The organism is Geothrix paludis, from assembly GCF_022808815.1.
Lineage (GTDB): Bacteria > Acidobacteriota > Holophagae > Holophagales > Holophagaceae > Geothrix > Geothrix paludis.
This window is the reverse complement of the sequence record NZ_JAKZLC010000001.1, coordinates 1,023,296-1,039,981: the sequence shown is the minus strand read 5'-3', so window position 1 is coordinate 1,039,981 and position 16,686 is coordinate 1,023,296. Positions and strand designations below refer to the sequence as shown.

Annotated in this window: 13 protein-coding genes; 7 read left to right on the top strand and 6 right to left on the bottom strand. The window is 66.4% G+C overall.

Features of this window, described 5'->3' with window-relative positions; all coding sequences use genetic code 11:
* Positions 1 to 14: 14 nt before the first annotated feature.
* The 4 genes from MLE64_RS04745 to MLE64_RS04730 all read left to right on the top strand — a co-directional run bounded on the left by MLE64_RS04745 (position 15) and on the right by MLE64_RS04730 (position 7,322).
* Positions 15 to 2,378 (top strand): 3-hydroxyacyl-CoA dehydrogenase/enoyl-CoA hydratase family protein, encoded by a 2,364-nt coding sequence (locus MLE64_RS04745; protein WP_243316645.1) that lies wholly within the window; start codon positions 15 to 17, stop codon positions 2,376 to 2,378.
* 128 nt (positions 2,379 to 2,506) lie between these two features.
* On the top strand, positions 2,507 to 4,546 hold the full coding sequence (locus MLE64_RS04740) for an elongation factor G (RefSeq protein ID WP_341482256.1): 2,040 nt from the start codon (positions 2,507 to 2,509) through the stop codon (positions 4,544 to 4,546).
* Between the two features lie 221 nt (positions 4,547 to 4,767).
* Entirely contained in the window at positions 4,768 to 6,246 is a 1,479-nt protein-coding gene (locus tag MLE64_RS04735) for a DUF512 domain-containing protein (RefSeq protein WP_243316643.1), read from the top strand.
* A gap of 170 nt (positions 6,247 to 6,416) precedes the next feature.
* On the top strand, positions 6,417 to 7,322 hold the full coding sequence (locus MLE64_RS04730; RefSeq protein WP_243316636.1) for a DMT family transporter: 906 nt from the start codon (positions 6,417 to 6,419) through the stop codon (positions 7,320 to 7,322).
* 43 nt (positions 7,323 to 7,365) lie between these two features.
* Here the strand turns inward: MLE64_RS04730 and MLE64_RS04725 are convergent, their stop codons facing one another.
* Genes MLE64_RS04725 through MLE64_RS04710 form a run of 4 tightly spaced genes read right to left on the bottom strand, consistent with a single transcriptional unit; the run spans position 7,366 to position 10,000 of the window.
* Positions 7,366 to 7,860 carry an ExbD/TolR family protein gene (locus MLE64_RS04725; protein ID WP_243316634.1) on the bottom strand — a complete coding sequence of 165 codons (495 nt, stop codon included), beginning with the start codon at positions 7,858 to 7,860 and terminating at the stop codon, positions 7,366 to 7,368.
* Positions 7,860 to 8,360: an ExbD/TolR family protein gene (locus MLE64_RS04720; RefSeq protein WP_243287948.1), complete on the bottom strand. Its 501-nt coding sequence runs from the start codon at positions 8,358 to 8,360 to the stop codon at positions 7,860 to 7,862. The genes MLE64_RS04725 and MLE64_RS04720 overlap by 1 nt, the downstream gene beginning before the upstream one ends.
* 59 nt (positions 8,361 to 8,419) lie before the next feature.
* Positions 8,420 to 9,148: a MotA/TolQ/ExbB proton channel family protein gene (locus MLE64_RS04715; RefSeq protein ID WP_243294054.1), complete on the bottom strand. Its 729-nt coding sequence runs from the start codon at positions 9,146 to 9,148 to the stop codon at positions 8,420 to 8,422.
* A 51-nt stretch (positions 9,149 to 9,199) separates the two neighbouring features.
* Entirely contained in the window at positions 9,200 to 10,000 is an 801-nt protein-coding gene (locus tag MLE64_RS04710; protein ID WP_243316632.1) for an energy transducer TonB, read from the bottom strand.
* A 262-nt stretch (positions 10,001 to 10,262) separates the two neighbouring features.
* On the opposite strand from MLE64_RS04710, the gene tgt reads away from it, so the two are divergent.
* From tgt to secD, 3 genes are read left to right on the top strand one after another with little or no spacing between them, the layout of a single operon-like run.
* Positions 10,263 to 11,411, top strand: coding sequence for a tRNA guanosine(34) transglycosylase Tgt (tgt, locus tag MLE64_RS04705; protein WP_279342872.1), 1,149 nt, complete (start codon positions 10,263 to 10,265; stop codon positions 11,409 to 11,411).
* On the top strand, positions 11,412 to 11,726 hold the full coding sequence (gene yajC, locus MLE64_RS04700) for a preprotein translocase subunit YajC (protein WP_243316622.1): 315 nt from the start codon (positions 11,412 to 11,414) through the stop codon (positions 11,724 to 11,726).
* Between the two features lie 54 nt (positions 11,727 to 11,780).
* Positions 11,781 to 14,627: a protein translocase subunit SecD gene (gene secD, locus MLE64_RS04695; protein WP_243316621.1), complete on the top strand. Its 2,847-nt coding sequence runs from the start codon at positions 11,781 to 11,783 to the stop codon at positions 14,625 to 14,627.
* 54 nt (positions 14,628 to 14,681) lie between these two features.
* Here secD and MLE64_RS04690 read toward each other — a convergent pair whose 3' ends face one another.
* Both MLE64_RS04690 and MLE64_RS04685 read right to left on the bottom strand, forming a co-directional pair.
* Positions 14,682 to 15,698 carry an alpha/beta hydrolase family protein gene (locus MLE64_RS04690; protein WP_243316612.1) on the bottom strand — a complete coding sequence of 339 codons (1,017 nt, stop codon included), beginning with the start codon at positions 15,696 to 15,698 and terminating at the stop codon, positions 14,682 to 14,684.
* A 58-nt stretch (positions 15,699 to 15,756) separates the two neighbouring features.
* Positions 15,757 to 16,647, bottom strand: a complete 891-nt coding sequence (locus tag MLE64_RS04685; RefSeq protein WP_243316610.1) for a polysaccharide deacetylase family protein — start codon at positions 16,645 to 16,647, stop codon at positions 15,757 to 15,759.
* Between the last annotated feature and the right edge of the window lie 39 nt (positions 16,648 to 16,686).

The window sequence follows — 16,686 nt, the reverse complement described above, 5'->3', positions numbered from 1 at the left end:
CCAGGAGGTTGGACATGAACATCAAGAAGATCGGAGTCCTCGGGTCCGGCGTGATGGGCTCGGGCATCGCGGCGCATGTAGCCTCGGCGGGCTGCCAGGTGGAGCTGCTGGACATCGTCATCGACGAGGCGGCGCCGGACAAGCTGGCGGAAGGGGCCCTGGCGGGCCTGGCGAAGTCCAAGCCGGCCCTCGCCATGCACGCCTCGTTCCTCAAGAAGATCCGGCCCGGCAACCTGCGCGACCACCTCGACCGCTTGGCCGATTGCGACTGGGTGGTGGAAGTGGTCAAGGAAGACCTGGCCATCAAGCGCGAGCTCTACGGCCGCCTGGAGGCCCATCTCAAGCCTGGCGCCTGGGTGAGCTCCAACACCTCGGGCATCCCGCTCAAGCTCCTCGTGGAGGGCCGCGGGGACGCCTTCCGCAAGCACTTCGTCATCACGCACTTCTTCAATCCGGTGCGCTACCTGCGTCTGCTGGAGTTCGTGAAGGGCCCCGAGGTGGATGAGAAGGAGGCCCAGGCCTTCCGCACCTGGCTGGAGGAGGCCCTCGGCAAGGAAGTGGTGCCGGCCTACGACAGCCCCACCTTCATCGGCAACCGCATCGGCATCCACAGCATCATGGCCACCCTGCAGCTGGCCCTGAAGGAGAAGATCCCCTTCGAGGTGCTGGACTCGGTGCTGGGCGACGCCGCCGCCCGGGCCAAGAGCGCGGCCTTCCGCACCGCGGATCTTGCGGGCGTGGACATCCTCGCCGCCACGGCGAAGAACGTCTACGATCTGTGCCCGAACGACGAGGTGCGCGACGTCTTCAAGTTCCCGGAGTTCCTGCAGTACATGCTGGACAACAAGCTCCTGGGCAACAAGACCAAGCAGGGCTTCTTCAAGAAGGGCCCCAAGGACGCCAAGGGCAAGAAGACCTTCCTGGCCCTCGATCCCGCCACCCGCGAGTACGTGCCCCAGGTGAAGCGGGACTGGCCGATCCTGAAGGAACTGAAGGGCATCGACGACCCCGCCGAGAAGGTGAAGACGCTGCTCACCAGCGACAGCGAGGCCGGACGCCTGGCCTGGCGCTGTATTGCGCCGAACCTGACCTACGCCGTGAACCGCCTGGGCGAAGTGACGGACGGGCCCCTGAACGTGGACCGCGCCATCAAGAACGGCTTCGCCTTTGAGCTGGGGCCCTTCGAGACCTGGGACACCCTGGGCGTCGAGCGGGTCGTGGCCCGCATGAAATTCGAGGAATTGCCCGTACCGCCCCTCGTGGAGCAGATGCTGGCCAAGGGCATCACCAGCTTCTACCGCTGGGAGCACGGCGTCCCTGTGGCGCAGCTCAACCCCAAGACCCTGGCCTACGATCCCATCCTCGAAGACAAGCGCATCATCATCCTCAAGCGCGAGGAGGGCCGCGGCAAGGTGATCGCCGAGAACGGGAGCTGCCAGCTCTACGACCTGGGCGACGATGTGGCCTGCCTGAGCTTCCACAGCAAGATGAACGCCCTCGACGACGGCATCATCATGCTGATGGAGGACACGGTCCAGAAGCACGTGCCTGGCCGCTTCAAGGGCCTGGTGGTGGGCAACCAGGGCCAGCACTTCAGCGCCGGCGCCAACCTGGTGATGGTACTGAACGCGGCCAAAGACAAGCAGTTCGACCAGATCGAGGAGGTGGCGCGGCGCCTGCAGTACGCCGGCCGCATGCTCACCTACGCGCCGTTCCCGACGGTGGCGGCCCCCTTCAACCTGGCCCTGGGCGGTGGCTGCGAGATGACCATGGCCTGTCAGCGGGCCGTGGGCCACGCCGAGCTCTACATGGGCCTGGTGGAAGTGGGCGTGGGCGTCATTCCCGCCGGCGGCGGCTGTCTCCAGATGCTGCTCCGCATGGAGGACGCCCTGGCCGCCAAGGGCCAGCTGGGCCCCATGCCCAAGGTGAAGGCCGCCTTCCAGGCCATCGGCACGGCCAACGTGAACACCAGCTTCGACGAGGCCCAGCGCAATGGTTACTTGCGCCGCACGGACCGCCGCGTGATGAACAAGGCCTTCCTGCTCCACGAGGCCAAGCAGGAGGTCCTGAAGATGGCCGCGGACTTCCAGCCCGTGAAGGAGCGCACCCTGCGCCTGCCGGGCCTGGGCGGCAGCGAGGCCCTCAAGCTGGCGGTCAAGGACTTCCAGCTCCAGGGGCTGGCCAGCGAGCACGACGCCGTGATCATGGGCGAGCTGGCCAACATTCTCTGCGGCGGGGACGTGAGCCTCGTCCAGGAGATCACCGAAGAGCGGATCCTCGAACTGGAGCGGCAGGCCTTCGCCCGCCTCTGCAGCTACGAGAAGACCCAGGCCCGCATGGACGCCATCCTGAAAACGGGAAAACCCCTCCGCAACTAGCCTGAACTGCCGCTATTTTGTGACTTAAGCCGCCTTTTCCCGGGCGGCTTTTTTTTGGGTTGCCAGGGCATGGGCAGATCGGAACACTTGGGGCGGTCGATATCCAACACCCACAATCAGGAGGCACTGTGAGCGGAAATTCTCAGTCAACTCCACGCGTAGCGGCCATCGTGGGCCCCTACCTCTCCGGAAAGACCTCCTTGATGGAGAGCCTTCTCTTCGTGGCGGGCGCCCTGCCGCGCAAGGGCTCCGTCAAGGAGGGGACCACCGTCGGCGACGCCTCCATGGAAGCCAAGGCCCGCCAGATGAGCGTCGAGGCCAGCCTGGCCTCCTGTGAGTACCAGGGCGAGGCCTGGACCCTCATCGACTGCCCGGGCTCGGTCGAGTTCCGCCAGGAGGCGGTGCATGCCCTCATGGCGGCGGATGTCGCCGTGGTGGTGTGCGACCCCGATCCCGCCCGTGCCCTGATGGCGGCCCCGGCCCTGAAGTTCCTCGATGACCACAAGATCCCCCACGTGATGTTCATCAACAAGCTGGAGGCGGCGGGCAGCGCCGGGAAGCTGAAGGACGTGCTCAACGCCCTCCAGCAGATCTCCGAGCGCCCACTGGTGCTGGTGGAGATCCCCATCAAGGAGGGGGATCAGGTCACCGGCTATGTGGACCTCATCAGCGAGCACGCCTACAAGTACGAAGCGGGCAAGGATGCCGACCTCAAGCAGATGCCCGAATCCGTGCTGCCCGAGGAGCACGAGGCCCGCCAGCTCATGCTGGAGAAGCTCGCCGACTTCGACGACCACCTCATGGAAGAGCTGCTGGGCGATGTGGTGCCCTCCCTCGAGGAAGTCTCCGAGGATCTGGCCAAGGACGTCCGCGACGACCTGCTGGTGCCGGTCTATTTCGGTTCCGCCGACAAGGACGCGGGTGTGCGCCGCCTCTTCCAGGCCCTGTGCGACGAGGCTCCCCGGGTGGACGCCACGGCGGCCCGCCTGGGCATTCCCGAAGGCAAGGACACGCTGGTGCAGGTGTTCAAGAGCGTTCACGCCCAGCATGTGGGCAAGCTGAGCATCTCCCGCGTGTGGCGGGGCGAAGTGGCCGATGGCGTCATCCTGGCGGGCAACCGCGTGAGCGGCATCAACAGGCTCTTCGGCTCTCAGCAGATCAAGCAGACGAAGGCCTCCGCCGGCGAGGTGGTGGCGCTGGGCCGCATGGACGAAGTGCGCACGCGGGAAGCCCTGACCCCCGCCGCGAAGCTGGCCCTGGATTGGCCGGAGCCCCTCCAGCCCATGCTGGCCCTCAGCCTGCACACCACCAAGAGCGGCGACGACGTGAAGCTGTCGCTGGCCCTCCAGAAGCTCTGCGAGGAGGATGCCTCCCTCCAGGTGGAGCAGAACGCCGAGACCCAGGAGCGCATCCTCTGGGGCCAGGGCGAGGTGCACCTCAAGTGTGCGCTGGACCGCCTCAAGAGCCGCTTCGGCCTGGACGTGCAGGCCAACCCGCCCATGGTCCCCTACCGCGAGACCTTCACGAAGGCCGCCAAGGTCCACGGGCGCCACAAGCACCAGACCGGCGGCCACGGCCAGTTCGGCGATGTGTGGTTCGAGATCAAGCCCCTGCCGCGCGGCACGGGCTTCCAGTTCGAGGAGCGCATCGTCGGTGGCGTGGTACCCAAGAACTTCTTCGGCGCCATCGAGCACGGCGTCGTGGACTGGATGAAGCGCGGCCCCCTGGGCTTCCCCGTGGTGGACATCCACGTGGCGCTGGTGGACGGCAGCTACCACACCGTGGACAGCTCCGACATGGCCTTCAAGACCGCCGCCCGCATCGGCATGACCGAAGCCGCGCCCGTCTGCCACCCCGTGCTACTGGAGCCCATCTCCGAGGTGCACATCAGCGTCCCCAGCGAGTACACACCCAAGGCCCAGCGCCTGGTGACCGGAAGGCGTGGAGGCCAAGTCCTCGGCTTCGACGCCAAGCCCGGCTGGAAGGGCTGGGACGTGGTCTCCGCCTACATCCCCCAGGCCGAGATGAGCGATGTCATCGTGGAACTCCGGAGCCTCACCATGGGCGTCGGCTCCTTCACCTGGTCCTTCCACCACCTGCAGGAACTCGTGGGCCGCGACGCCGACAAGGTGGTGGAGGCCCGGAAGCAGGCAAAAACGACGGCCTGATCATTTCTCCGGGGGTTCCTCGCCTCGCTCCGCTGCGCGAATACCCCCGGACCCCCGCGACCGAGCCCGGCCAAGCCGGGCTCGGTCTTTGGTAATCACGCCAGGCCCACCGGAGCCCCGGCCCTGGCGGGCCGGAGAATAGGAAAAGCCATAAAGCCGTTGCGATGAGACAATCCATACTCCGGAATTCCGCAGGAATTCCGGAGCAGACGGAGCGTCCCTTGGCCCAGAAAGGCGTGCAGATCATCGCGGTGGAACCCGGCAGCCTGGCCGAGGAAGCGGGGATCCGCCCGGGCGACACCCTTCTGGCCATCAACGGCGAGGCCGTACTGGACCAGCTGAACTACCAATTCCTGGTGACCCAGCGGGACGAGACGGACCTGCGCCTCCAGCGGCCGGACGGCAGCACCTTCGAGGCCTCCGTGGAGAACGGCGGGGAAGGGCTCGGCGTGGACCTCGCCCAGGACGAGGTGAAGGTCTGCAAGCAGAACTGCGTGTTCTGCTTCGTGCACCAGATGCCCAAGGGCTTCCGGAAGTCGCTCTACCTCAAGGACGAGGATGTTCGCCTCTCCTTCCTCTACGGCCATTTCACGACCCTCTCCAGCAGCGACGAGGCCGAACTGGACCGCATCATCCGCGAGCGCCTGAGCCCCATCCACGTCTCCGTCCACGCCACGGACCCCGAGGCCCGGGTGAAGGTGGTGGGCAATCCTCGCGAGGGCCACATCCTGGAGAAGATTGACCGGCTGCTGGCGGGCGGCATCGATGTCCACACCCAGGCCGTGGTGGCCCCGGGGCTCAACGATGGGGCCGTCTGGCAGCAGACGGTAGACGACCTCTGGGCACGCCGGAAGGAGGGGCGCGGCAGCGTCCTCAGCCTTTCCTGCGTCCCCGTGGGGCTCACGGCCCACCGGGAGAACCTCCCCTCGGTACAGGACGTCGACCTGGCCTTCGCCCGGGAGTGGGTGGCCCGCTGGACGCCGGAGGTCCGGACCTTTGCCAGGGCCAACGACGGCGAGCCCTGGCTGCTCCTGGCGGACGAGTGGTTCACCCGCGCCGGGATCGAAGTTCCCGGCCGGGCCTTCTATTCGCGCTCCTGGGCCCAGCTGGAGAATGGCGTGGGCCTGGTGCGCCGCTTCCTGGAGCACAGCCGGCGCTTCATCAAGAGCCCCCGCGCCAGGGGGTTCGCCGGACGCCGCGTGCTGCTGCTGACGGGCTCGAGCTTCGCGCCCACGCTCTCGCGGGTGGCCGCGGAGCTGAACCGCGCGGTGGGCAGCCACCTGCGCGTGGTGCCGGCCCGGAACTTCAGCTTCGGCGACAGCGTCACCGTGGCGGGCCTGCTTTGCGGCGAGGATCTGAAGTACGCCGCCCACGCGGACCGGGATCAGAAGGGCGGCCGGACCGACTGGGTGGATGCGGTGGTGGTGCCATCCGCCAGCCTCCGCACTCATACGGGCCCCACGGACCAGTACACCCTGCGGGGGCAGGTGGTCCGCGAGGAGGGCACCTTCCTGGACGACCTCACCTTGCCTGAGCTGGCCCTGGATCTGGGTGTGCCCACGGTGCCCAGCGGGGCGAATCTGTCCCACCTGCTGGATCATCTCGAGGCCGCAGACCGCGGCGCCTTCCGGGGCGGGGCCCTGAGTTCGGCCTTCCACACCGCGGGCCTGAACCTGCCGCAGGGCGCCTACAACCCCTGATTCTCCTGGTGCGGGAAACGCACGCAGAGGAATGCTGAGGGAGCGGAGGGTGCTGAGAAAAGAGGGGAGCTGATGCAGCTTCCTTGCCCTCTGCTGTCTCCGCGCCCCTCCGCGAGCGTGGTTGAAGCTTTTCAGGCCCCACCTCTGTCAGTCCCGGCAGGATGGAAGGCATGCCAGCCTCGATCCCCCTCCACTCCCACCGCCGCATGGTGGCCCGCGCCGAGCTGGCGGGTTCCGCGCTCTGCTTCGGCCTCATGGCCATCCTGGCGCGGAAGCTCACGATGCCGGGCATGGGGTTCTCGGCGGGCCACCTGGCCGTCCTGCGCTTCGTGGTGGGCGCTCTGGCGAGTCTCGTGGCTTTCGCCCTGATTCCGGGGCTCTACCGGCCCAGCAACTACCGGCTGCTGGTGACCCGCGGCCTTTCGGGCGGCGCGGTGGTGGTGCTCTATTTCTACGCCCTGGCCCACATCCCGGCGGGTGAGGCAGGCATCCTCTACAACGTCTTCCCGGTGATCGCGGTGGCGATGTCGCTGGCGATCTTCAAGGAACGTCCCACCATCCACCTCTGGCTGGCGATCCTGGCAGCCTCCCTGGGCGTGGTCCTGGTGCTCAGCCAGGGGCACTTGGGGCTGGGCCTGGGATTGGGCAGGGGGGAACTGGCGGCCCTGGCAGCGGCGGTGTTCGCGGCCACCAGCGCCAACGCCATACGGGCGGCGCGCCACACGGAGAACGCCGCGACCATCTTCTTCTACTTCTGCCTGGCGGGCCTGCCCGTGGTGCTTCCTTTCGCCCTCTCGCCCTGGCCCCGCCTCCTCCATGGGGGCCTGGGCGCCTGGGGGCTGGCGATTCTCATGAGCTTGCTGGCGCTTGGCGGGCAGATGCTGATGTCGGAGGCCTACGGGGCCCTGTCCGTATCCGAGGCGGCGGTGTGGCTCCAGCTGCTGCCCATCGTCCAGTATCTCCTGGCCATGCCCCTGCTGGGCGAGCGCGCCACGGTAGCCGGGCTGGCGGGGGTCCTGATCACCGTGGCCGGAGTGGCCTACGGCACCGTGCTGGGGCACCGGGCACGGGCATGAAAAAGGGCCCCGGAGGGCCCTTTTCATGTGGATCGGGGAGCACCTAGCTGACGGGTGCGGCCACGATGCGCTTCTTGAGGGAGACGGCCACTTTCACGTCGCCGCCATCCTGGCCCTGGAACTTGTCGAGGTTCTCGAGGGACTTCTTCTTGGCGGTTTCCGAGGCGACGCGGACGGCATCGAGCACGTCCACCATGGCCTGGAACTTCACGTCCTCGTCCACCTTCAGGAAGACCTTCCGGTAGTTGAGGGGCTGCAGCATCACCGCATCAGGAAGCTTGTCCTTGAGACCCTGGGCGTCGATCTTGTCCTGCTGGAGGGTCATCGTGCCGTCCTGGTCCACCTGGATCAGGATGTTGTTCGGATCGGCCTTGGGAGGGGTGGCGGTCTGGACGACCTGGGGCACCACCACCTTCATGGCCTTGCTGAGACCGGGCACCATCACGATGAAGACGATGAGGAGCACCAGCACGATGTCGATCAGCGGGGTGACGTTGATATCGGTTTTGGCTTTACCCTTGGCGCCGCCGGTATCCATCAGTTACCCCCTTCCTTCTTGGTGTCCTTGTCCTCGCTGGTCACGATGGACGCCTCGTCGGCGCCACCCTTCCGGCAGGACTGGAACAGCTCGTTGATGTACTTGAAGGGCAGGTCGGCATCGGCCTTCACGAACACGCGCTTGTCGTTCAGCATCGAGACGTTCTTGTTGATGAAGTCCTCCAGCTGCTGGCGCTGGCCTTCGTCATTGATGTAGAACCGCATGTCCTTCGCGTCTTTGTCGTCGATGAGGACGGCGCCGGGGCCGATCACTTCGTACTTGTCGTTGCGCTTCGAGGTGAGCATGAGGGTCAGGTATTTCTGGCCCGCGTCCTGCTGCTGATCCACCTTCGGGGCATGCTTGGACAACGGCAGCTTCACAGCGTTGTTCACGGCGGGGGTGATCACGATGAAGATGATCAACAGCACCAGCACGATGTCCACAAGTGGCGTGACGTTGATGTCGGACTTCATCCCACCCTTGGAACCACCTGTATCCATGGTGTGTTCTCCTTAGAAATAGCCCGGGAGCTCGCGCCCCCGGGCTGGGTGGCGGTTCCTTAGCTCTGGCTCTCGCGGCGGATGAACTCGTCGATCATCTGGGAGGCCGCGTTGTTGATGTTGGTGACGACAACGTCCTGCTTGTTGGTCAGCAGGTTGTAGATCCACACGGCCGGGATGGCGACGAACAGGCCGAGGGCGGTGGTGGCCAGGGCCTCACCGATGGAGCCGGCCAGGGCGTTGATGTCGCCGGCGCCCTTGGTCTTCAGGTCGGAGAAGACCTTGATGATGCCGATCACGGTGCCGAGCAGGCCGATGAAGGGGGCCAGGGCGCCGATGGTGCCCAGGCCGCTCATGCCCTTCTTGAGGAGCTCGACCACTTCGGCGGTGCCGCGCTGGATGGCACGCTCCACGGGCTGGATGGCGTCGTGGTTGGGGTTCATGGTCTTGAGCTGCTTCTCGTACTGGAAGATGTCCAGGCCGTGCTTCAGCACCAGGGCGATGTGGCTCTTGTTGTGGGTGGTGGCGGCACGCTTGGCGGCCTCGAAGTCGCCGCGGCGGAGCGTGTCCATGAAGAGCTTGAGGAACTTGTCGGAGGCCTGCTTGCTCTGCGCGTAGGTCACGAAGCGCTCGATGGCCACGTAGATCTGATAGGCCATCAGGATGAAGAGGACGGAGATGATGAACTTGTTGGCGATGGAGGCCGAACGCCAGATCTCGGCGGCGGAGAAGCTGTCGTGGCCGCCTTCGGCAAGACCGAGCATCAGGGGGGTGGTGAACAGGTTCATGAGGTTTCCTTATGGAATGGAGAGAGGATTGGACGTGGGAAGGGGCGCGGGCTACCGGAGCCGGAACGGCATGGTGAGCTTGAATCGCGCGTACTGGGGTGCGCCGTTCAGGAGGGCGGGCTCGAACTTCCACTGCATGGCGTAGGCTTCAGCCGTGGGCCGCAGCTGGGGAGGTCCTTCCTTCGCGACGGCCGAGGTGGGCACACCATCGGGGCCGACCACGATCTCCACGACCACCGTGCCCTGGATCTTGGCGATCTTGGCGAGAGGAGGATAGGGCGGGGCGGGGGGCTGGTACTTCACCTTGATCTGGCTGAAGTCGAAGTCCACCACCTTGCCGGTGCCGCCGACCACGCCGCCGACCACACCGCCGACCACGCCACCGATGACGCCGCCTGGAACACCACCGGGAACGCCGCCGGGGACGCCGCCGAGGGAGTGATCCTGCTTCGGAAGCTCCTTGGGCGCCTGCTCAGGCACCACTTCCTGACGCGGATCGATGGGAGTCGTGTCCACCTTGCCGGCGGACACGGCCATCGGCGGCGGCGGCGGCGGTGGTGGCGGCGGAGGAGGCGGCGGAGGCGGAGGCGGAGCGGCTTCCACCTGCTCGGCCAGGTCGATGCCCACCGTCTTGATCACCTTCTTCCCGGCCTCGGTGTGCTTCGCCAGCTGGAACCCGATGAACGCGAAGAGCGCGTACATGGTGATCGTCGTGGGAATGGTGACCTTGGGGTTGCCCCGCTTGATCGCCTCATTCCCGGCGACGAGTGAGGACTTGTATACAGCGTCCTCTAGCGTCTCCACGGGAGCCACCGGCTTGGCGGGGGGTGATTTCTTGGGATCTTTGCTCATGCGACTCCCTTGAAAAATCCAGGGGAAAAAACAGCGCGCCGGACCCATGGGAACTTCGGTCCGGCAACGAAAGGTGAGGATAAAGAGCTGGGGCTGGCCCAACGGCTAAGATGGCAAAGGGCGAACCGATGGTCAAGCTCGAAAGACGGGCCTGATCCCCGCCATATCTGTCTTTCGCTGTTTTTTGCTTGGTTTCGCAACACCCGTCTGCGACCCAAGCAAATGAAATTGTTAATTTTTGTTAAGAAGGTCTATGCGTCCCATGTCGAAGGTCACAACCCCATATTTTTCATTTACCCCCGCCTCCACCCCCCCCTCCGGGGCCGCGAGGGCGGGTGGGTTTTACACCTCGCATGGCGAGGTTCTGACCCCGGCTTTCATGCCCGTCGGGACCCAGGGGACGGTCAAGGGCATCACGCCGGTCCAGCTCCGGGAGGTGGGGCCCCAGGTGATCCTCGGCAACACCTATCATCTGGGGCTGCGCCCCGGAGACAGCCTGGTGGCGCGCCTGGGGGGCCTCCACCGGTTCATGGGGTGGGATGGGCCCATCCTCACGGATTCAGGCGGGTTCCAGGTCTTCTCCCTGGCCTCGCTCCGGAAGATGACCGAGGACGGCGTCACCTTCCAGAGCCACGTCGACGGCAGCCCGCAGTTCCTGTCTCCCGAGCGGAGCCTGGAGATCCAGCGGAACCTGGGCTCGGACATCTGCATGGCCCTGGACGAGTGCCCGCCAGGCCGCATGGAGCGCACCAAGCTTGAAGTGAGCATGGCCCGCACCACGCGGTGGCTGGCCCGCAGCCGGGCCGTGCCGCTCCAGCCGCACCAGGGGCTCTTCGCCATCAACCAGGGCGGGACCCACCTGGACCTGCGCCGGCGCCACCTGGCGGAGGCGATGGAGCTTGATGCGAAGACCCCCTTCCAGGGCTTCGCCGTTGGCGGCCTCAGCGTGGGGGAGCCCAAGGACGAGATGAACGCCGTCCTGGCGGAGTTCGTGAAGGAGCTCCCCGCGGACCGGCCGCGGTACCTCATGGGCGTGGGCACGCCAGAGGACCTGCTCTTCGGCATCGAGCAGGGGGTGGATCTCTTCGATTGCGTGCTGCCCAGCCGGGAGGCCCGCCACGGCCGCATCCTCACCAGCCGCGGCAAGCTCAACCTCAAGAACGCCCGGCACCGGGAGACCGACCTGCCGCTGGATCCGGACTGCGGCTGCTACACCTGCCGGACCTTCAGCCGGGCCTACCTCCACCACCTCTTCCGCTGCGGCGAGCTGCTGGGCTTCACGCTGAACACGATCCACAACCTGAGCTACACTGTGGGGCTCACCCGCGACGCGCGGCAGGCCCTGCTGGAAAACCGATTTCCGGCGTTCGCCCAGATCGCGCGCGCCCGATGGCAGACCGAGGAGCCCTAGATGATGTACGCCCTTCTTCAGCAGACCCAGGCCGGCGGCGGGCCCGCTTGGATCCAGTTCGTGTTCATCGGCGGCATGGCCCTGATGTTCTACTTCCTCCTCATCCGGCCCCAGAGCAAGGCCCGCAAGGAGATGGAGACCCGCCTGTCCAAGCTGAAGGCCGGCGACGAAGTCGTGCTGACCTCCGGCCTCTACGCCACCATCGACCGCGTCGAGGACAAGCACATCTGGATCAAGCTTGGCGGCTCCGTGGTCAAGGCCCGGCGCGCGGCCGTGGCGGCTCTGGCCTCCGAACCTGAACAGCAGCAGAACTGACCCCCTGACCTTCCGGGCCGGCCCCCGCCGGCCCGCTTCTTGTAGGAGCGCCCCGTGACCAAGCGGAGCCTCTGGCGCCTCGCCATTGTTCTCGCCGTGCTGTTCGGCTGCGGCTACTTCTTCACGCCCCTCTCGAAGGTGAAGCTGGGCCTCGATCTCCGGGGCGGCGTCCACTTCGAGCTGGAGGTCCAGGGCCAGGAGGCCCTTGCGGCCGACCTGCGCGACAGCCGGGATCGCCTCACCGCCCGCCTCAAGGAGAAGGGCCTCCCCGGCGCGGTGGTGCAGGTGGACGGCAGCGCCCTCCGGGTCGACGGCGTGGGCGCGGACCAGAAGGCCACGGTGGAGAAGGTCGCCAAGGACTACTTCTCGGGCTACACCTTCAGCGCCGATGGGGACGTCTTCCGGCTCACCCAGCGCGACTCCTACCAGAAGCAGCTGAAGGACGACGCCAACAAGCGCGCCCTGGAGGTCATCGAGAAGCGCATCCGCGACATCGACCCCGCCAACGTGCTGGAGCCCGAGATCACCGCCAGCGGCGCCGAAGGCAACCGCATCGTGGTGGAGATCCCCGGCATCGAGGAAGGTGACCGCGAGCGTATCAAGAAGCTGCTGGCCACGCCGGGCCACCTGGAGCAGCGCCTGGTGGCCAAGGCCCCCCAGGTCTACTTCAACACCAAGGAGGAGGCCCTGGCCTTCTTCAAGGGGACCATCCCGCCTGAATTCGAGCTGTTCCCGGAGATCGAGAGCGAGCGCCAGGCCCGCCGCACGGGCCAGCCCGTGGAGAAGGCCAAGCCCGGCGAGGAGAGGATCAGTAAGTGGGTCCTCCTGGAGAGCCGCGTGGCCGTGGACGGCGCCGACATCATCGATTCGCACCGCGCGTCCAACTCCCAGACCGAGGCCAACGAGGTCAACTTCACCCTCAACAAGAAGGGGGATGACGACTTCGCCCGCCTCACGGGCATCGCCTCGGAGGAGAGCCGCTACATCGCCATCGTGCTCGACCGGAAGATCGTCACCGAGCTGACGGCCAAGGAGAAGATCATCGGCGGCGCCGTCCGCATCAGCGGCAGCTTCACCGCCCAGGAGGCCGACGACCTGGCCAGCCAGCTCCGCAGCGGCGCCCTCCGCGCCCCCATGAAGTTCCTTGAGGAGCGCGTCGTGGGCCCCGGCCTGGGCCGCGACTCCATCCACGCCGGCGTGCGGGCGGCCGTCATCGGCTTCGCCGCCATCATCGGCTTCATGGTCATCTTCTATCACTGGTCGGGTGTCAACGCGATCGTGGCCCTCACCGTGAACGTGATCGTGATGATGGGCCTGCTGGGCTCTTTCCGCGCCACGCTCACCCTGCCAGGCATCGCGGGCTTCGTGCTCACCCTGGGCATGGCGGTGGACGCGAACATCCTCATCTTCGAGCGCATCAAGGAGGAACTGGGCCTCGGCAAGAGCGTGCCCGGCGCCATCGACGCGGGTTTCGACCGGGTGTTCTGGACCATCGTGGACAGCCACGTGACCCAGCTCTTCGCGGCCCTGCTGCTCTTCATCTTCGGCACGGGCCCCGTGAAGGGCTTCGCCGTGACCCTCACCGTGGGCGTCGTGGCCTCGCTGTTCACCAGCATCTACATCAGCCGCTACATCTACGACTGGGTGCTCGAGCACCACCCCGGCACCAAGACCCTCTCCGTGGGCACCCATACCTTCTTCAAGGGTTCGTCCTACGACTTCATGAAGTACAAGGGCACGGCCATCGCCATCAGCTGGGGCATCATCCTGATCTCGCTCCTCTATGTGCGGCCTTGGAATCTCACCCACAGCAACCGCATCCACCTGGGCATGCAGTTCGTGGGCGGCAACGACATGACCGTGCGGTTCCGCGGCGCCATGGAGCCCGAGACCATCCGGGCGGCCCTCGCCCGGCAGGGTTATGCCGACGCCTCCGTGGTGGCCTATGAGAACCCCGACAAGTCGATCCATGACTTCTCGGTGAAGGTGAAGGCCAAGAAGGAGGGGGACCAGAAGGACAGCACCATCCAGGCCAACGCCCTGCGGGCCATCTTCAAGCAGCTGGATCCCGAAGGCGCGACCAGCGCGCTGCCGGCCCTCAACCTCGAAGGCTCCAAGACGCTGACGGACACGCTGGTGAAGGCCAATCCCGCCGGCATCGGTGGGGACGAGATGGCGCTTCAGGCCGCCTACACCCCCTTCGCGGAGAAGATCATCGCCAGCCGCGACCGGCTGCCCTCGGGCCTCTATCAGGGCTTTGCCGAGCTGCCGCAGGATCTGCCCCAGGTCGTGCGGGACACGGTCCAGAAGAGCTACCGGCTGGGCGCGGTGGGCATCCTCAAGGACGAGAGCTTCTCTCCCAGCATCTCCGGCGAGTGGACCCGCAAGACCCTCACGGCCGTGGCCTGGGCCCTGGGAGCCATCCTCGTCTACGTGATGTTCCGGTTCACGGCGAGCTACGCCGTGGGCGGCATCGTGTCCCTGGTCCACGACATGCTCATGGCCCTGGCCCTCTTCGCGGCCTTCGGCTATGAGTTCAACGTGCCCGTGGTGGCCAGCTTCCTCACATTGATGGGCTACTCCATGGCCGACACCATCGTGGTGTTCGACCGCATCCGGGAGAACAGCCACCGACCGGAGTACCGCCGTGCCACGGTGACCAAGCTGGTAAACGATTCCATCAACCAGACCCTCGGCCGGACGATCCTCACCTCCATGTCCGTGCTGTTCGTCTCCGTCTGTCTCTGGCTCTTCGGTGGCCCGGCCCTCAAGGACCTGGCCTTCCCGCTGGTCATCGGCGTCATCACCGGCACCTACTCGTCCATCTACATCGCCAGCCCCGTGGTGGTGTACTGGGATCAGTGGTTCGGCGGGAAAGACAAATTAAAACAGCACGCGTAGCGGTTCCACCTTGCGAAAATCGTGGCCCGTTCGGGCCACGATTTTCGTATGGAACTACTTGAGGTGCTTCTCAAGAAAGGCGTAGATCTCTTTCCGCGACTCCTGGGCCACCGTGGTGTCGATGCGGTTGAAGCTGTGGCCGCCGGGGGCGTCCTGGTAGATCCTGCTCTCGAAGGTCTTGCCGGCGGCCTTGAGGGCGTTGATGAGGGTCTCGACCTCCACCACGTTCACGTCCCGGTCATTGGTGTTGGTGTGGATGAGCAGGGGGGTGCGCAGCTTCTGGACGTTCCACACGGGGCTGCGCCGCCGCACCATCTCCACGTCCTCGCTAGGGGTCTTGCCGGCGAACATGGTGCGGACGACGGCGTCGTCCCGATACTCCTCGCCGGCGTAGCCCACCCGCATCAGGAGGTCGGAGACGGGCACGCCGGCGTAGCAGGCGGCGAACTTCTCCGGATGGTCGAAGACGGCCATGAGGGCGATGAGGCCGCCGTGGCTCCAGCCCACCATGGCGCAGCGCTGCGGGTCCACGGAGAGGTGCTCCACGGCCCAGTCGCGGCCGGCCACCACGTCGTCGATCTCCAGGCCGCCGTAGTCGATGGCGTCGTACAGCCCCTTGCCGTAGCCCGTGGAGCCCCGGTAGTCGGGCGCCACCACGATGTAGCCCCGCTCGATCATCTCCCGCACGATGTGGACGTGGTAGGTGCCGAAGTCGCCGTGGACGCCCCCGTGGGGCAGCACGATGAGGGGCAGCTTCCGGCCCTTCTCGGCCTTGCGAGGGACGAAGACGTACTGCTGGATCTTCAGGGGGTGCCGCTGGTTCTTGATGCCATAGGTCTCCTCGCCCCGGGGGTTCGGGGGCCCGGTGTAGGTCACCTTGTCCACCACGGCCACATCCGACAACCGCAGGAACCAGAGCTGGTCGTCCGCGGCCTTTCGCACCGCATCCAGTTCCCAGTTGAGGCCGTTCACGCGGGATTCCACCCGCTTCAGGCGCGCCTCTTCGGGAGCCTGGGCCACGAGCGGGGGCAGGGCCAGGGCGGAGAGCAGAAGCGGGGCCGGAAGGCGCATGGGGACCTCGGGATGAGCTATCCCGAAGGTTACTGCAACAGACATCGTCTTGCGATGATCAGCCTTCCCAGCTCACCCAGCCCGCCCGGCCCGGGATCTCCCGGCGGGAGACGGCCTTGGCCGGCGGATTCGCCGCCTTCAGCTCCGGCAGCCAGTCCGCGTGGGTGCGGGCCACCACACTGCGCTCCCGCAGGCCGCCCAGGAAGGCGTCGAAGGTCTCGAACAGGGCCCCTCCTTCGACCTCCGTGTGCAGGGCGTAGACGTTCAGGGCGTCCTCCCGCACCAGATCCCAGACCTCGCGGTTGACCTGGTCTGGCGTGCGGCCCTCCAGGCCCAGCAGCTCGTCCAGGGTGGGCAGGGTGGTGGGGATCTGGAGGGTGCGGAGCGTGCGCCCCTTCACGATGGGGTAGAAGGGCGCGAGGCCCCGGCAGTCCCCGGCATAGGCCAGGCCGTAGGCCTCCTGCAGCTCCAGCGTGGTGTCATTGCACCGCCAGGCGGGGCTCACGGCGCCTAGGGGCTTCTCGCCGAAGACCGTGCCGAAGGCCTCGTGGGCGTTCGCGTACCAGTCCGACAGCCACTTCCGCGACTTGCGGTCCAGCAGGTCGTGGTACTGCACGTGGTCCCAGGCGTGGATGCCCACCTCGTGACCGGCGGCCTTGGCGGCCCGCATCTCGGCGGCGGCGCGCTTCCAGATGATGGGCGCCGGCAGCAGCACGCCGTACATCATGGTCTTGAAGCCGTAGAGCTTGGTGGCGTTCGTGCGCCGCATCTTGGCCAGGAAGCCCTTGCGGAAGATGCGCCGGATGGCCTTGCCGCTGTTGTCGGGGCCGAAGCTGAAGTAGAAGCTGGCCCGCATCTGGTGCTTGTCCAGCAGGCGCAGCAGGGTGGGGATGCCCGTGACCGAGCCTTCCAGGGTGTCGACGTCCACACGGAGGGAGATGGCTTTCATGAGGGTTCCTTCCCGCTCCCATTGCACCCGCGAACCTGG

What these genes read in the sequence shown, in the direction of transcription:
- MLE64_RS04690 (WP_243316612.1), bottom strand. Translation starts at nt 15,698, where the DNA reads ATGCGCCTTCCGGCCCCGCTTCTGCTCTCCGCCCTGGCCCTGCCCCCG.
- MLE64_RS04685 (WP_243316610.1), bottom strand. Translation starts at nt 16,647, where the DNA reads ATGAAAGCCATCTCCCTCCGTGTGGACGTCGACACCCTGGAAGGCTCG.
- MLE64_RS04745 (WP_243316645.1), top strand. Translation starts at nt 15, where the DNA reads ATGAACATCAAGAAGATCGGAGTCCTCGGGTCCGGCGTGATGGGCTCG.
- MLE64_RS04730 (WP_243316636.1), top strand. Translation starts at nt 6,417, where the DNA reads ATGCCAGCCTCGATCCCCCTCCACTCCCACCGCCGCATGGTGGCCCGC.
- tgt (WP_279342872.1), top strand. Translation starts at nt 10,263, where the DNA reads ATGTCGAAGGTCACAACCCCATATTTTTCATTTACCCCCGCCTCCACC.
- MLE64_RS04715 (WP_243294054.1), bottom strand. Translation starts at nt 9,148, where the DNA reads ATGAACCTGTTCACCACCCCCCTGATGCTCGGTCTTGCCGAAGGCGGC.
- yajC (WP_243316622.1), top strand. Translation starts at nt 11,412, where the DNA reads ATGATGTACGCCCTTCTTCAGCAGACCCAGGCCGGCGGCGGGCCCGCT.
- MLE64_RS04725 (WP_243316634.1), bottom strand. Translation starts at nt 7,860, where the DNA reads ATGGATACCGGCGGCGCCAAGGGTAAAGCCAAAACCGATATCAACGTC.
- MLE64_RS04710 (WP_243316632.1), bottom strand. Translation starts at nt 10,000, where the DNA reads ATGAGCAAAGATCCCAAGAAATCACCCCCCGCCAAGCCGGTGGCTCCC.
- MLE64_RS04720 (WP_243287948.1), bottom strand. Translation starts at nt 8,360, where the DNA reads ATGGATACAGGTGGTTCCAAGGGTGGGATGAAGTCCGACATCAACGTC.